This window comes from Nocardia implantans (genome assembly GCF_035544775.1).
GTDB classification, from domain to species: Bacteria; Actinomycetota; Actinomycetes; order Mycobacteriales; family Mycobacteriaceae; genus Nocardia; species Nocardia implantans.
Genome location: NZ_JAYKYQ010000010.1, coordinates 1 through 15,832, shown reverse-complemented (window position 1 = coordinate 15,832; position 15,832 = coordinate 1). Strand labels below are relative to the sequence as shown.

Sequence of the window (15,832 nt, the reverse complement as noted above, 5' to 3'; positions counted from 1 at the left end):
GGACCGCAGCGTGAAACAGCCTGGTGGGGGCGATTCTTCGGAGTGGAAAGAGCTGAAGTTGGTCTCGGCGGCCATCGGTGTCGGCGAGGCGGTCGGCATGTCGATGCGCGTCGGCGAGGCCCTCTACGCCGACGTCGCGCAGGACATCCCGTGGAACCCGCTGTCGCTGGCGCTGAATCTGGCGACGGGGCATCTGGAGTGGACCGGCGCGGACACCGGTGGCGCGGTCACGCTCGTGGCCGGTGCGGCCATCGGTGTGGCCGGGTCGGTGTGGGGCTACCGCAAGGTGTGCGCGAAGTGCCGTGCGCTGGCCTGGCGCCGCAAGCAGACCAAAGAGCGGATCGATTCGCAGGCCCGGTGGATGGCGCGTGGGCGGGAGCTGGCCGACATGCGCCGCGAGGCGATCCTCAAGGACGCCACGACCAAGCTGAAAGTCCAGCTTGGCGAGGGTGATTCCCCGGGCGTGACAATCGGGCGTGGGGTGGCCGACAAGGCGATGCTCTACGCCTCCTACGAGGATCTGCACCTGGACATCTGGGGTCCACGCTCGGGCAAGACCACCAGCCGCGTGATCCCGGCGGTCATGGAAGCCATCGGCGCGGTGGTCGCCACCAGCAACAAGCGCGATGTCGTCGACGCCACCCGCGCGGCCCGCTCCACCGGCGGCCGCCAGGTGCACGTGTTCGACCCGCAGGGTGTGGCTGATGAACCCTGCACCTGGTTCTGGGATCCGATCGCATGGGTGCTGGGCGACGACGACGGCGCGGGCGCGCAGGAACGCGCGGCGGAGCTGGCCGGCCATTTCGCCGCCGGTGCCAGTGACAGCGACCGCCGCGATGCGTTCTTCGAGCCCGAAGGCGAAGACCTGCTGGCGGGGCTGTTCCTGGCCGCCGCGTTGGCCAAGCAGCCGATCACCCAGGCGTTCGAGTGGGTGACCGCAGAGGACGACAAGACGCCGATCGACATCTGCAAGAAGGGCGGCTTCCGGCTGGTCGCGGCATCGCTGTCGGCGCAGTACTACGCGCCGGAGAAGCAGCGCGCGGGCGTGTTCGGCACGGCCAAGAAGATGGCGTCCTGCTTGAAGTACTCGCGCATCCACCCGTGGGTGACCCCGCCGCAGCAGGGCGAGCGCCCACGGATCGAGTTCGACGCCGCGGAGTTCGTGAAGTCCAAGGACACGCTGTATCCGCTGTCGAAGGAGGGCAAGGGCTCTGCGGGGCCGTTGGTCACTGCCTTGTGCGCGGCGGTCGCGGCGGCGGCGGAGCGGGAGGGCACCCGCCACGGCGGCCGGTTGCCGGTGCCGTTGCTGATCGTGCTGGACGAGGCCGCCAACATCGTGCGCTGGGCTGACCTGCCCAAGCAGTACTCCCACTTCGGTTCTCGCGGTGTGGTCGTCATGACGATCCTGCAGTCGTGGGCCCAGGGCGTGCGCTGCTGGGGGCATGAGGGCATGACCGCGCTGTGGTCGGCGGCCAACATCAAGACCCTCGGCGCGGGCCTGGACGACGCCTCTTTCCTGCGGGATCGCGCGGAGCTGATCGGTTCTCATCACGAGCTGACCACTTCGGTGTCCAAGGGCCAGGGCGGGCGCTCGACTTCCACCAGCCGCACCACCGAGCCCACCTTGTACGCCAGCGAGATCGCGGCCATGCCCAAGGGGCGGCTGCTGGTGTTCGCCTCCGGGCACCGCCCGACGCTCGCGGCGACTGTCCCGTGGTGGGACCGCCCGTACGCGGCCGAGATCCAGGCCGCGCTCGACGAACTCGAACACTCCCACACCACTTCCAAGGCCGAGCGTCCGCGTCTGCGCATCGTGCCTGCTCACACCGACGACGAAGGGAAGACGGCATGACCGCCACCGTGAACGACACCCAGACCCCCACCACCGAGACCGAGACCGTCGAGGCGGCCGAGCAGGTGGTGCCGCAGATGGATCTCGGGCAGTTGCCCAACGCGGCGGTCCGCAAAGCGGTTCAGGCGCAGATCAACGCGCAGGCCAAGGACATCGCCGACGGTGTGGTCGCCGAGCTGCTGACCCCGGAAGTCATCGCCGGGATGCGGGAGACCGCGATCCTCGAAGCGCAGGCCGCACTCGAACCGGCCCCCGAACCCGAACCGGAGCCGGAACCCGAACCGGAGCCCGAGCCGGAACCGGTGGAGGAGAAGCCGCAGCGGAAGTTGCATTTCCGCACGTTGGACGCGTTCGTCACCGGCTACATCGCGCACGTGTTCCGCCGCGAGGTCACCGCGACCGGCAGCGAGAAGAAGACGCGGTGGTGCCCGCGCTGGTGGGACCACGGCGAGGCCGTCGCGGTGTTCGACGCGCTGTGGAGCGCGTTCGAGCACCTGCGGCTGGGTGAGACCGACGAGATGTCCACGTTCCTGCTCACCCACGCCTACCCCGCGCTGGACCGGATCTTCGCCCTCGACGGTCCTTTCCAGTTCTGCTCGGTGGAACGCGGCCACTCGACGAAGCTGGTGGCGCTGCCGACGATCGCGGCGCCGGAAGGCATGTTCGAAGACGGCCACGCCCACGATGAACCGGCCGGGACGACGACCACTTCGGGGCTGATCGTGCCCGCACCGCCGATCGGGCGGCGCGAATTCGTCGTGAGCTTCCCCGAATGAGCGCCCCGGCACGCCACGACGCCGCGATCGCGGCGTCGTGGGAGCGGGTCAACACCGCCCTGGAGCAGGCGGTCGGGCCGGGTCGGCCGTCTGGGTCGTGGATGAAGTACTGCTGCCCGGTGCACGAGGCCGGGCCCGGCCGCCACGACCCGTCGCTGATCGTGAAGTACCTGGCTGACGCCGGTCGCACCAAGGTTCAGTGCCAGACCGGCTGCGATGACCGCGACGTCCTCGACACGATCGGGCTCAAGGTCCGCGACCTGTATGACCGGCCGATCCAGCGGGGCCAGGGCCGTTCCCGCGGCCGCCAGCCCAGCCGCCCGCGGCCGCGTCAGGTGTCGCGGGCGGATCGGGCGATCGACGCGGCCGGGCTGCCGTTGACCAAGCCGCCCAGGGATCTCGGCCGCCAGCTCTCGCCGGAGCGTCCGACCGCGACCTACCCGTACGCGCGGGAAGACGGCACGGTCGCCGGTGAGGTCATCCGCAAGGAAGCCCGCTACGAGCACGGCACCGGCAAGAGCTTCTACCAGCGGCGCTGGACCGAGAACGGTATGCAGCCCGGCGGTTTCGAGCCGATCCCGTTCCAGCTGCCCCGGGTCCTGGCGGCGGTCGAGGCCGGGGAGCCGATCTTCATCTGCGAGGGCGAGAAGGACGTCCTGGCCGCCGAACAGGCCGGTCTGACCGCGACCTGCAACGCCGCGGGCGCGGGCAAGTGGCGGCCCGAGCACGCCGCCTGGCTGCGTGGCGCCCGCACGGTCGTGATCGTCGCCGACCGCGATGCGCCCGGCTACCGGCACGCCGAAAAGGTCGCCGCCAGCCTGGCCGGCCTCGTCGAGCGCGTCCGGATCGTGCAGGCCGCCACGGGCAAGGACCTCGCCGACCACCTGGCGTGTGGTCACGAAGTCCGCGAGCTGGAACCGGTAGCGGGCCTGGACCCGCACACCCCCATCACCGACCGGCCGACTGACTCGGGCCGGTCGGCTTCTACTCCCGCAGCCGAGGCCCGACCGGTTCCGGCTGCTGCTTTGAAAACCCACCCACCCACCCCAGGAGGAAACACCGTGGGAGAGCAGTTCCTCGCGCCGCAGTTGCACGACGCACCGGCCGACACCACCCCCGACATCGACCACGCCGGTGCGCAGCTGGCGATGCTGTGGCAGACCATGCTGCGGCACCTGATCATGCTGGCCCAGCGCCAGGCCGAGCAGCGCCGCCGCGACATGGAAACCCTCGCCGCCCGCGCCCGGGAGGAACAGGAGCAGATCCAGGCGCAGTACGCCGCCGAGCGCAAGGCGGTCGAGACCCGGCTGAAGGCGTTGAAGGACAAGGGGTTGGACAAGGCCAGCCGCGAAGAGATCGCCGACGCCGTGGCGCAGTCGCGGGCGTGGGCGCCGGATTCCGAACTGGCCGAACAGGTGTGGTACGACCTGCGGCTGCACGTGTTCCGCCACTACGACATCTACATCGACGACAACGACGAGCCCAAACTGGAGCAGCACCCTGATGGGCTGGCCTCCCAGATCCAGGCGCTGGAGGCCGACCGCGCCTTCCGTGACCGCGCTTCCCGCGCCCAGGACCGGATGGTCGCGGCCATCGCCGCCGAGGCCGGGCTGGACGAGTCGACCCGCCAGGCCCTCTACGCCGACATCGCCCGCTGGCAGAACCACCCCACCCCGGCCACGCTCGACGAGCTGACCAAGAAGCTCTCCGACGCCAAGGTCTGCGAGCAGACCCGCACCCGGATCCGGTTCACCGCGGTGTATCTGACCCAGGGCGGCAGCGTCGAGACCCCGTACCTCCGGGACAACCACGCCCCCGCGCTGGAGGCCACCCACCTGTTGCGGCGGATGGATCAGCCGCTGGTCGACCCGGGTGAGGAGGCCAAGCCGCGGGTGGATCGGCTGCTGGTGGCCTACCGCGACCAGCTGCGGCTGGGTGCGCCGACCGAGCACGTGCGCGAGCGTCTCGGCCAGGCTGTGGCCCTGCTGACCGCCGAGGACCAGAAGGCGGCGCGGGATCGGGGTGTGGAGATCCGCAAGGACCCCACCGGCAAGTTCGCGCCGTTGTGGCCCGATCACGTGGACCGTGAGGCGCTGGCGGAGTCGGTGCAGATGTACGCGGCGTTGCAGCCGCACGCCGACCGGGCAGCCGTGGCCGCGGGCGACTACGACGGCGCCGCCGCCGTGCAGCTGCGCGAGCAGGCCGCCCGCCACCGCCGCCGCATCCAGACCGCGATCAAGCAAGGCCAGGGCCTGCACGATCTGGAGCGCGACCAGCTCGCGGCGGTGCTGCGGGATGTCGACGCCGGTCAGCCCGCACCGCAGATGTTGTGGGCCGATGACCGCACCGCCGCGGCTGTCGATGCCGAGCGCGCCGCGCAGATCGCCCACGACACCACCCGGGTGCACCGCCGCCAGCTGGAGGAGATCCTGGCCTCCAGTGCGGTCGACCCGGCTGCGGTGCGCCGCACCCGCGACGACGTGACCCGGGTGATGGACGAACAGACCCATCTCGCCGCAGGCCGGATCACGTTGGGCGACTACGGCGAGCACGGCAGCCAAGAACGCCTCGCCGTCGCGCTGGCCGCCGCCGGTGTCCCTGACGCGGTCCGCAACCGGGCCATCAACCACGTCGACCGGGCCGCTGGTGAGGCCGCGATCACCGGCAAGCAGGCCAACCGGATCCGCGACCGGTGGGCCGAGCGGACCGAAGCCGTCGTCGCGGCGCGGGCGGCGGCGAAGCCGGACTACGACAGCCCCGAGCGCCGCGCCGAGAAGGAACAGACCCTGAAGGCCGCCGGGCTGGATGACGACCAGGTCGCCCAGCACATGGCCGCCGCCGCCGGCCGCGCGAACCCGCCGTCGGCGGCGGTGCGCTACGCGCCGGGGGACAAGCCCCGCCGTGCCCGCAGCACCCAGCAGGGCGCGGGTGTGCGGCGCACCCATCACCGTGGCCGTGGTCGCGGCGAGCAGGGCCTGGGGCGCTGACCAGCAGGTGAGTTGTGACCAAGGGGGACACCAGCACTGAGGGCGGCGACATCCCGGAATACCCGTGGATGCTCGCCCCCGCCCACTTCCGGACCCGCCGCCAGCTTCGGGCGGCGGGCCTGGGCCCCAACCGTCAGGGCGTCGCCGCGCTGATGGTCGGCAAACGGCGCGGCCGCCGTCTGGTCGCGCACCTGTTCGACGTCCGCAAAGCCGCCCCGAAACGGGTCCCGTCGCCCGCGCAACTGGCGGCCATCACCAAAGCGACCGCAGAACACCAGATCAAAGCGGCTGAGCGCCACGGCATCTCCCGCGCCGAGCTGCATGCACAAGTAGATCCCGGCCCAGGGTGGGCCGATTCAACCCAGGAAGGAACACCGATGTCCGACAACTCATCCGTCGAGCTGGCGGGAATCTCCGCCGAGGTCCGCGCCTTGCACGCGGCCGGGCAGCTCGACGACGGCGTCGCCGACTACATCAGCGACGTCATGGCCGAGGCTGACGATGATCAGCTCCAACTCGGTGTGCCCGCCGGCCACGGCCAGCGCGTCGCGTACCTGCTGGCCACCGTCGCCGCCAACCAAGCCCGCGAGCGGTCGGCCAAGGTCGATGCCGCGATCGGGCGGGCCGAACGCGGTGAGGAGGCCGATTGGGATCTGGAACCGAAGATCCGCGAAGCGATGTCCCAGGCCGAGACCCGGCTCGAGAGCATCCCGTGGCAGAACCGGACCGCGATGGTCGCCTCGCTGGCTGATGCCCTGGTGTGGTCGTTCGATTCGGAGCTGGCCCAGCAGCGCCTCAACGAGCTGACCAACTCCTTCGCCCTGAGCTGGGGTGTGCTCATCGACCCCTACAACCTCACCGTCAGCATCGACCTGGACTTCGAAGCCGAGCACTACCAGCGCTACGCCGAAGCGGCCAGCGTGTGGGATCGCGAGTCCGCCGCGATCGACATCGTGGCCGCGCTGCCGATGCCCGACGCCGCGAAAGACGCCGCGACCCGGGCCGTGATGGCGTGGCGCGGCGCCGAGGTCGACCCGTTGGATCCGGATGAGCACCGCTTGAGTCAGCAGGCTCGACGCGAGCAGCTCGACGTCGACCTGGCCGCCGCACCGCTGACCGCCGAGGACCGCGCCCTCGTCGCCTTCGTCGTCGACTACGTGCGCGGGGAAACCTCGCAGGTGGATCTGCTCACCAGTCCGGTGGTCGTGGACCCGGGCGAGGAAACCCGCGGCCGGGTGGCGGCGCTGCTGGAGCAGTTCGCGCACAACCCGAAAGCCGCGCGGGAGGTCGGCAAGCAGATCACGGTGCTGACCGCCGACGACCAGGAACGTGTCCGTGACGTCGGCCGCGCCATCCAGGCGGGCCAGGCAGTCGATTTCGCGGTGTGGCCCGGCTACGTCAACCGCGACGAGTTCCGGGAAGCGTTGGTGGAGTATGCCGACGACGCGGCCGAGCTGCGCAGCATGGCCGACTACCTCGCCGAAGGCCAACTCACCGAGGAGGAACAGGCTCGGCTCGGTGCGGTCGTCGGCGCGCTCACCGATGACACCAACCTGCAGATCACCCGCCTGGCCGCCCAGCGTGAACAGCTGCTCGACCAGGCCCGCCACGGCAAGGGCCTCACCTCGATGGAGCGCGCGCAGATCGTGTGCACGATCGAGGACATCGACGCCGGAGTCATCGGCGGGCACAAGGAGCTGCCGGAGCTGCTGTTCGCTGATGAACGCACCAAGGCCAGCATCGATTTCCTGCGCACCGCCCGACCGGCCAGCGAGCTGTCCAACGCGACCCGCCATGAGATCACCGAGCTGATCAACGCCACCGGCGCGGTCACCCCGCGCAGCCGCGAGGACGAGCGGCTGCGGTTGGAAGTGTCCTCGATCAGCGACTCCGTCTTCAGTGTGGCCGTCGGATCACCGGCAACCAGCGTGGAGCTGGATCGCCAGCAGTACACCATCAGGCGCACCGAGCTGGGCAAGGCGCTGGCCCGCGCGAGCGTCGCCCCGGAAGTACGCCAGCAGATCCGGACCCTCGTCGACGACCGTGCCCGCCAGGCCGGGGAGCTCGGCCGCCCGGCGGCCGCGCGCCGCCAGCAGTGGAGAGACAAGTCTGCCGCCGCTGTCGCTGCCCGTGACGACGCGATCGCTCAGCGTCAGGCCGCCGCCGCCGGCCGCGAACCGAACCCCGGGACACGGGCCTGCACCACCCGCCCCGACCGCACTGCCGGACATGGCCAGTCCCGGCCCACACCCGCTGTCGGCGGCCGCCGCCAGCTCCAGCGTGAGGAGATCGGACGATGACCGATACCGAAGCCGTCGACCTGCACGTCATCGCCCGCCTCGACGACCCCGCCGGTGCGGTCGCCGACCTCTACTCTTGCGAGCTGTTCTACAACGACGACGGCAGCATCCACGGCCGCCACGTCAGCTGCCGGTGGGAGTCCATCACCGCCGAACCCAGCACCTCGCCAAGCCTCGACGGTCTCGACGCCGCGCTCGCCGCCGCCGGGTACACCCGCACCGGCGAGTGGCGGCGCAAGACCACCAGCTCCGGCGCGGTGCGGTACTTCACCGTCGCCACCATCCGAATCGAGGACATCTGACCGACACCTGAACCCAGTACGCAGGGCAGCCCTGGAACACCCAACGTTCCAGGGCTGCCCTGCGTACTGGGCCTACTTCTTCCCGCCGCTCTTACCGCTGCCAGCCTTCGCCGCGCTCGACTGAGCACGCGAAGCGAAGCCGGACTTCGCCGAGCTGCTGCCCGGGTTCTTCGCCGCAGCGGACTGGATCCGGGACGCGGCCGCGGTGGTCATCTTGCCGCCGCCGTGGCCCTTCCCACCAGACTTCGACATGACGCACTCCTTTCCGTACCTCGTGCCCCTCCTCCGGGATACGCCCGCCGGGCCCAGCGCGCACCGATTGTCACTCATGCTGAATACGCACGGATCTCGCGAGCAAGTTATGGACTTGGACGGTCTAAGTGAGGGACACCCGCATCGGTACGCCAGGGCCGGAGGCAAGCTCTCCCGCTGAGGGAGAGCGCGGCAGCACCTCGAAACCCAACCTGACCGACATCGTCCGTGGGCAGAGCGTGGCGGTTCCCGGTTGGTCGAGCAGCACACCCGTACCCTCCCGCAATATGACCGCCATCGTGATCTCGATCATTGCCATGCTGTTCGCCGGGGTCAGTGCCGCAGCCGCCGTCATCAGTGCAATCAGTGCCCGCAAGTCCGCCAGGAACGTCGCTGCCCAGGTGCACCAAGCGCGCACCCCTACTTGGAAGGCGAGTTTCGACTCTGGTGTGCTGAGCCTTCGCCTCCACTCCAACCACCCGCTTGAGGCCGTCACTGCCACAATCGTCGATCGCGACGCCGGGATCAGCTTCTACCCCAGTCAAACGGGCGTTGATCCGGCTGCAAGCTCACCGATACTGCAAGCCACAGCAGGACCGCTTCAACCGGCCGAGACCGCCAAATGGCGTCTACTGCTGAATGAGCGACGAGAACGAGTACTGCACCTCCGCGTCCGTGGAACTGCCAGCAAGGGCGGAACCTGGGATGTACCCATCGAGGTCGACATTCCCTATGGCCCCTGGGTAGTTCTGGGATGAACCGCAGGCGGTGAAGCGGAAGCCATCCCTCTTCACCGCCTGCGGCAGGTTCGTTCCTGAGATCCGTTCTACTCAGGGCTTCTACAAGTCGATGCCGAGTTCGAGTGGTCGACCGGATACGTGGACTCGGCTCGGGTGGGTTTCCCTATCAAGACGTATTCGGTAGCTGCGCTGCTTACACGCGTTGCTGCAGTACCGCCGCGGTCGGCCCCGCTTGCAGCGGTGGGGAGGCAGTACGGCTGCACACATCCAGCAGCGTCGAGTCGCCCTGCTGTCGTCCTCGTAGATGTAGGCCGCAAGCTGGGGCCAGTGCTCGGAATTTCGAAACTGCACAATGCCGTAGTGCAACGCCCAGCGCACGGTGTCGATACTCAATGACGTCGTCTTGGCGATGGCTTCAACGGAGCCGAGCCTGAGGTAATCCTCAAGTATCGAATCGCTAGCCGCGTTGCGGAGGTCGCTTTCGAGGAAACCGTCGACCACATGCTCCTCCAGGGCGTCGTGGTGCCTCAAGCGACGACTCATTCGATTCCATCCTCGGCTTCCTGCGGTTCCTGCACTGCTCGACGCCGCGTCCGCCCGGTACTGCGGCCGAACGCGGCAGCGAACGCTTCGAACACTTTCGGCACATCCTCCGGGCGAGCTCGCCGCAACGCGGTGGTCGCCACAATGATGATCGCAACGGCGAGGAGCAGTACCGGCAGCTGCATCCAGAACACTGTCCACCCGCTGCCCTCGACCGCGGCGGCGATGGAATTGATCGACATGAAAACCCTTCCGGAGACGACAAAAGGCCCCCGGTGAACTACCGGAGGCCTGGATCTGATGAAACGAAAAAAGCCCCAGCCGCCTGGCTGGAGCTTCGGTGGGCACATCTATGCCCGATGGATCAGAAGGTTAGCGCGACAGTCCGGCACCGTCAAACCGCTGGTCATGAAGCTGAAAGAGCCAGCCCCACAGGTGATCCGTCGCGATCTATTTTCGTAACGCATTTCGTGTTTCGGGGGTCATGTAGGTATCTCACTGGAGATTTCCTACTCACCCAACGCGTGCACGACTCAGCCTGACACCGTGCGGTCAGCGCCCGACCGCAGGTAGCTATAGACGGTTTCGCGGCTGACGCCGAACTCCTTGGCCAGCGCCGCTTTCGACTCCCCGCCGTCGGCGCGTGCGCGCAGCTGGGTGGCCTGCTCAGTGGTGAGGGCGGGTTTGCGGCCGGTGTAGGCGCCGCGGGCCTTGGCCGCGGCGATGCCCTCGCGCTGGCGTTCGAGGATGAGGGCGCGTTCGAACTCGGCGAAGGCACCCATCACGCTCAGCAGCAGGTTCGCCATCGGCGAGTCCTCGCCGGTGAAGGTCAGTGACTCCTTGACGAACTCCACCCGTACGCCCTTGCCGGTCAGGGTGCGTACCAGCCGGCGTAGGTCGTCGAGGTTGCGGGCGAGGCGGTCCATGGAGTGCACGATGACGGTGTCGCCGTCGCGGACGAACGCGATCAGCTCGTCCAGCTGCGGGCGTGCGGTGTCCTTGCCGGAGGCCTTGTCGACGAAGGTGCGCTCGACGTCGATCCCGTCGAGCTGGCGGACGGTGTTCTGGTCGACCGTACTCACCCTGATATAGCCAACACGCATAACTAACCTTTCCGCCACTTGAAATGTCAAGTTGAAGTCTAAGAATCCAGCGGACACATGTCAAGAAATGGAGAACTGGACTCTATTCTGACGCTTTTCAGTCCGGTCACGGCTGTGGTGTTGGGTGTGAATCGCAGCGATGAGTGGCGGTGTTCTCGCGCTGCCAGGTGACGCGAGTGGCGAGGACCGCGTAGTCCGGGTGGGTATGGGTCAGGCGTGGATCTGGTCGTGGTTGCCGACGAAGGTGAGGTAGCGGGGAATGATCTGCTCGGGGTTGGCCCACAGCAGGTCGTGTCCGACTCCGGGGTAGATTTCGACCTCGGCCGACCGGATCTGTCGGCGGGCGCGGTCTGCCGTGTGTTCGAGGTCGTTCACTACCGTTTCGGCTCCGAAGAGCACGAGAGTCGGGACGGTGATGAGTGCCAGTTGCTCGTCGGTGAACGGGCGGTCCCATGGCATGCCGGGCCGGAATTTGGTCGTGGCGAGCGCCAGGGCGAATTCTTCGTCGTCGAGTTCGAAGCCGGGCATCAGCCAATTGTTGAACTTCCGCATCCGTTCGGGCGTCGGCCGCATCCCGGCCATCAAGAATTTGAACAGCAGGCTAGGGCGCGGTTTGGCGAAGGTCGACGCGCTGGGCTCGAGCATGGTCAGAGTTGCCAGTCGATCGCTGCGATGTACCGCGATGGCGGTCGCAAGCCATGCTCCGAGAGAGTTTCCGGCCAGATGGACACGATCGACGCCGAGTCCATCGAGCGTCTCGGCCATCCACGTCGCGATGTCTTCGGTATCGCGCAGGGGGGCGGTTTGTGTGCAATGGCCTGCCCAGCCGATGACGTCCGGTGTGTAGACGACGCGACCGCGGGACAGCTCCGCGATGAACCGCCACCACACCTGACCGTTTCCCCCGATACCCGGCAGTAGCACGATCGGCGCACCCGCACCGTTTCCCGATTTGCGCACTCGGGTCGTCCCGAACGATGTCTCGACGTCGATCTGAGTCGAAGGCACCGGCCACTTTACGGCGACCGCATCGTAGGCGCGCAGGAAGCTCACTTTCGCTTCCTCGCTGGTGAATTTCCCGAGTTTCGGCATTGGACGACCCTTTCATCCGCTTGATGGCATGAACATATCATCTAGATGATATGTACGTACCACTTATGCGGTATGGGCATACCATCTAGTGCTGAGAACGCCACAAGACGATGAAGACGAGGTTCCCGTGCCACGATTGGTCGACCATGAAGTGCGGCGCCGCCAGATCACCGATGCCGTGCGCCGAGTCATCGTCACCGGCGGCCTGGAAGCGGTGACCTTCCAATCGGTCGCCGCCGAGGCCGGGATCTCGATACGGCTGGTGCAGTACTACTTCGGGACCAAGAACGAGTTCCTGCTGGCGACCCACCGATCGGTCATGCAAGACGCCGGAGCCCGATTCCACCAACGGTGGACCGCACTGGGGCCCGAGGCCACACCCCGAGCGGCGATTCACGCGGTCCTCACCGAACTGCTGCCCTTGGACGAGCAGCGCCGGGAAGAAGTCATCGTGCTCAACGTGTTCGCGACCGCGGCGATCGCCAGCCGAGGCATCACCGCCGAAGAAACCTTCGCCGCGCCCCACGCCCTCGTCTCGATCGTCACCGACCAACTCCGGCGCACCCGAAGCTCCGGCCGGTCGGGCACGAACGTCCCCGAACGCGACGCCGAACTCATCACCATGACGATCGGCGGACTGGCCCAGGCCATGCTCCAGAACTTCATCACCCCACAATCCGCGCTCGAACTCATCGACCATCTGCTCGATCGCGTGCTGGAGACAAACACCGCAGACACCGACTCGACCCGGTCGGCATCGAACTGAGCGCCACCGGACAGCAGTCCGATACCGCCTCATCGACCAAAGGGCAACCGCGAGCTTGCTGCAAGCCAGCTTTGCGTCACTTATAGCTTTGTCTCACGAACGATCGTTCACGAGACACTTTGTGCCGCAGAGCGTTTCCGCAGGCCGAGCGTGTAAAGGATGCCGTGTACGCGGCAACGTCAACCTGTCGGGGGTTACCGATACATTCCGTGCATGAGAATCGGCTACGGGCGGGTCTCCACCCGCGATCAGCATCCCGAGGCCCAGCACGACGCGCTCACCGCGGCCGGGTGTGAGCAGATCTTCCTCGACAAGGTGTCCGGCAAGCTCGCCTCCCGTCCGGAACTCGACAAGGCGCTGCTGGTGGCCAACCGGGAAGGCGATCAACTGGTGGTCACCAAACTCGACCGGCTCGGCCGCTCTCTCGAGCACCTGATCGAGCTGTCGAAGACGCTGCAGGACCGCGGCGTGGACCTGGTGGTTCTGGACCAGGGCATCGACACCTCCACCGCGGTCGGGCGCATGTTCTTCCAGATCCTGGGCGCCATCGCCGAATTCGAGCACGCCTTGATGTCCGAACGCACCCGCGACGGCTTGGCCGCCGCGCGCGCCCGCGGACGCACCGGCGGCCAGAAGCCGAAACTCGGCCCCCGACAGGTGCAGCTGGCGCGGGCGATGTACGACGAGCTCGACGAGACCGGCAAGCGCCGCTACACCGTCGCGCAGATCGCCGCCGAATTCGGCGTCACCCGCCCCACGATCTACCGCCACCTGGTTGCGGCGGGCGCGACAATGTGACCAGCGGGCAGCGCGGAAGCGGGGTGAGCCATGACAAGCGGCGGACTGACCGAATTGAGCGAGGCCGACCGGCGGCAGGCGATGAACCGGCTCGAGGTGCTACGGCCGTACCTGGAAGACGACGTCCCCCTCACCCGCGCCGCGGCTGCGTCGGGCACGCCGCTGCGGACCGCGCAACGATGGCTGCACCGTTACCGCAGCGCGGGACTGACCGGACTCGCTCCGACCCACCGCCGGCGCTCCAGCCGACGGACGCATCCGGAGCTGGTGCGGCTGATCGAAGCAATGGCGTTGCGCCGCCCGCGCCCGTCGCTGGCGGCGATCACCCGCCGCGCCGCTCGCGTCGCCGCCGAGCAGGGATGGACGCCGGTGTCCTACAGCACTGTTCGGGCGATCGTCACCGACCTCGACCCGGCCATGCTCACCCTCGCCCACGACGGCGCCGCCGCCTTCCGTGACACCTACGAGCTGGTCTACCGCCGCCGCGCCGAGCACCCGAACCAGATGTGGCAGGCCGACCACACCCAGCTCGACATCCTCGTGGTCGAGGCCGGCCGCAACCGGCGGCCCTGGTTGACCGTGGTGCTCGACGACTGCTCGCGCGCGGTGCCCGGCTACACCGTCAACCTGGGCGCACCGTCGGCGCTGAACACCTCGCTGGCGCTGCGGCAGGCGATCTGGACCAAACCCGACCCGGGCTGGCCGATGTGCGGGATCCCCGAGACCCTCTACGTCGACCACGGCAGCGACTTCACCAGCCAACACCTCGCCCAGGTCGCCGCCGATCTGAAGTTCCAGATCGTGCACTCCACCGTCGCCCGACCCCAAGGCCGCGGCAAAATCGAGCGCTTCTTCGGCAGTATCAACACCGAACTACTCACCGAGCTGCCCGGCCACCTCGTGGCTGGCAAGCCGGTCACTGCACCGGCACTGTCGCTGCGCCAGCTCGACGAGGCGATCAACCGGTTCGTCACCGCCACCTACCACCAGCGCACCCACTCCGAAATCGGCGCCTCGCCGCAGCAGGCGTGGGTTGCTGACGGCTGGCTGCCGCGCATGCCCGACAGTCTCGAACAGCTCGACCTGCTGCTGGTCACCGCCGCCACCCCGCGCGTCGTGCACCGCGACGGCATCCACTTCCAAGGCCTGCGCTACCTACACCCCACCCTGGCCGCCTACGTCCGCGAAACCGTCACCATCCGCTACGACCCACGCGACATCACAGCCCTCCGCGTCTTCCACCGCAATCGGTTCCTGTGCACGGCAATCGACCCGAACCACAGCGGTGACACCATCGGCCTCAAAGACATCCAAGCCGCCCGCCGCGCCTACCGCCACAGGATCCGCCAGCAGATCAACGAACGCATCACCGTCGTCACCGACTACCTCCCCGCACCCGCCCCACCGGTGCGCCCGGAACCCGCGTCACCGCCGCCCGGACCGCGGCTGCGCGCCTACTCCGAGGAGTGATCGTGCCCACGCCGCGGAACTGGCCGTTCATCGCCACCAAGGAACACCGCCGGTTCATCGAGTTCGCCGACACCGTCAAACGCGACCGAACCATCGGCATCTGCTACGGCGCAGCGGGAATCGGGAAGACACTCTCGGCATCCCGCTACGCGCGCTGGGACAAGGCCGACCACCTGCTGAGCACCTGGGGCCCGCGCGAAGAATCCGACAAAGACGTCTACGCCGCACTGGCCCGCTCGCGCACCGTGTACTACACCCCCACCGTGGCCGCGCCGCTACGGCAACTCCGCGACGAGCTCAAGCTGCTGCACAACCGGGTCAACATCTGCATCGACCAGCACGTCTGCCCCACCCGGCGCGAACACCGGACCGTTGACTACGTCGAGCTGGTCGTCATCGACGAATCCGAACGCCTGTCCGCCACCGCGATCGAACACCTCCGTGACCAGTACGACCGCGGTGACCACGGGCTGCTGCTCATCGGCATGCCCGGCATCGAGAAAACCTTCTCCCGCTACCCGCAGCTCTACAGCCGCGTCGGCTTCGCCCACCACTACCGGCCCCTGACCGGCGAAGAACTCACCTTCGTCCTGACCCGACACTGGCACAGACTCGGCCTGCAACTGGACCCCGACGACTTCACCGACGCCCAAGCCGTCGCCGCCGTCGCCCGCATCACCAGCGGCAACTTCCGCCTCCTGCAACGACTGTTCGCCCAAATCCACCGGATCATGAAAATCAACGAACTCCACACCATCACCGCCGACGTCGTCGAAACCGCCCGCAGCACCCTCGTCATCGGCGCCACCTAACGGTGCGAGAACACCGCCATCTACCACCGCGAGTCACAG

The 15,832-nt window shown here is 68.0% G+C and carries 14 protein-coding genes; 10 read left to right on the top strand and 4 right to left on the bottom strand.

From position 1 onward, the window contains the following. Positions 1–10: 10 nt before the first annotated feature. Genes U3653_RS22980 through U3653_RS22960 form a run of 5 tightly spaced genes read left to right on the top strand, consistent with a single transcriptional unit; the run spans position 11 to position 8,217 of the window. Complete coding sequence (locus U3653_RS22980; RefSeq protein WP_323124743.1) at positions 11–1,852, top strand: type IV secretory system conjugative DNA transfer family protein; 1,842 nt, start codon at positions 11–13, stop codon at positions 1,850–1,852. After that, complete coding sequence (locus U3653_RS22975) at positions 1,849–2,628, top strand: DUF4913 domain-containing protein (RefSeq protein ID WP_195078863.1); 780 nt, start codon at positions 1,849–1,851, stop codon at positions 2,626–2,628. Before U3653_RS22980 ends, U3653_RS22975 begins: the two co-directional genes overlap by 4 nt. Beyond that, entirely contained in the window at positions 2,625–5,615 is a 2,991-nt protein-coding gene (locus tag U3653_RS22970; RefSeq protein WP_195078862.1) for a toprim domain-containing protein, read from the top strand. Before U3653_RS22975 ends, U3653_RS22970 begins: the two co-directional genes overlap by 4 nt. Before the next feature lie 14 nt (positions 5,616–5,629). Continuing rightward, entirely contained in the window at positions 5,630–7,915 is a 2,286-nt protein-coding gene (locus tag U3653_RS22965) for an RRQRL motif-containing zinc-binding protein (RefSeq protein ID WP_195078861.1), read from the top strand. Next, positions 7,912–8,217, top strand: a complete 306-nt coding sequence (locus U3653_RS22960; RefSeq protein WP_195078860.1) for a hypothetical protein — start codon at positions 7,912–7,914, stop codon at positions 8,215–8,217. The genes U3653_RS22965 and U3653_RS22960 overlap by 4 nt, the downstream gene beginning before the upstream one ends. 72 nt (positions 8,218–8,289) lie before the next feature. Here the strand turns inward: U3653_RS22960 and U3653_RS22955 are convergent, their stop codons facing one another. Continuing rightward, positions 8,290–8,469, bottom strand: coding sequence for a hypothetical protein (locus U3653_RS22955; protein ID WP_195078859.1), 180 nt, complete (start codon positions 8,467–8,469; stop codon positions 8,290–8,292). Between the two features lie 287 nt (positions 8,470–8,756). Here U3653_RS22955 and U3653_RS22950 point away from each other — a divergent pair, with 287 nt between their 5' ends. Further along, positions 8,757–9,227: a hypothetical protein gene (locus tag U3653_RS22950; protein ID WP_195078858.1), complete on the top strand. Its 471-nt coding sequence runs from the start codon at positions 8,757–8,759 to the stop codon at positions 9,225–9,227. 521 nt (positions 9,228–9,748) lie between these two features. Here the strand turns inward: U3653_RS22950 and U3653_RS22945 are convergent. From U3653_RS22945 to U3653_RS22935, 3 genes are all read right to left on the bottom strand, one after another. Beyond that, positions 9,749–9,937 carry a hypothetical protein gene (locus tag U3653_RS22945; RefSeq protein ID WP_195078857.1) on the bottom strand — a complete coding sequence of 63 codons (189 nt, stop codon included), beginning with the start codon at positions 9,935–9,937 and terminating at the stop codon, positions 9,749–9,751. A gap of 348 nt (positions 9,938–10,285) precedes the next feature. Further along, entirely contained in the window at positions 10,286–10,855 is a 570-nt protein-coding gene (locus U3653_RS22940; protein WP_195078856.1) for a recombinase family protein, read from the bottom strand. Positions 10,856–11,065: 210 nt separating this feature from the next. Next, positions 11,066–11,947, bottom strand: a complete 882-nt coding sequence (locus U3653_RS22935) for an alpha/beta fold hydrolase (RefSeq protein WP_195078855.1) — start codon at positions 11,945–11,947, stop codon at positions 11,066–11,068. A 127-nt stretch (positions 11,948–12,074) separates the two neighbouring features. On the opposite strand from U3653_RS22935, the gene U3653_RS22930 reads away from it, so the two are divergent. The 4 genes from U3653_RS22930 to U3653_RS22915 all read left to right on the top strand — a co-directional run bounded on the left by U3653_RS22930 (position 12,075) and on the right by U3653_RS22915 (position 15,793). Further along, the gene (locus tag U3653_RS22930) at positions 12,075–12,713 is read left to right on the top strand and encodes a TetR/AcrR family transcriptional regulator (RefSeq protein WP_195078854.1); all 639 of its coding nucleotides are present in this window, start codon (positions 12,075–12,077) and stop codon (positions 12,711–12,713) included. A 213-nt stretch (positions 12,714–12,926) separates the two neighbouring features. After that, entirely contained in the window at positions 12,927–13,511 is a 585-nt protein-coding gene (locus U3653_RS22925; RefSeq protein ID WP_195078853.1) for a recombinase family protein, read from the top strand. A gap of 30 nt (positions 13,512–13,541) precedes the next feature. Next, positions 13,542–14,981 (top strand): TnsB C-terminal domain-containing protein, encoded by a 1,440-nt coding sequence (locus tag U3653_RS22920; RefSeq protein WP_323124764.1) that lies wholly within the window; start codon positions 13,542–13,544, stop codon positions 14,979–14,981. Positions 14,982–14,983: 2 nt separating this feature from the next. Further along, positions 14,984–15,793 (top strand): AAA family ATPase, encoded by an 810-nt coding sequence (locus tag U3653_RS22915; RefSeq protein ID WP_195078852.1) that lies wholly within the window; start codon positions 14,984–14,986, stop codon positions 15,791–15,793. Positions 15,794–15,832 lie beyond the last annotated feature (39 nt).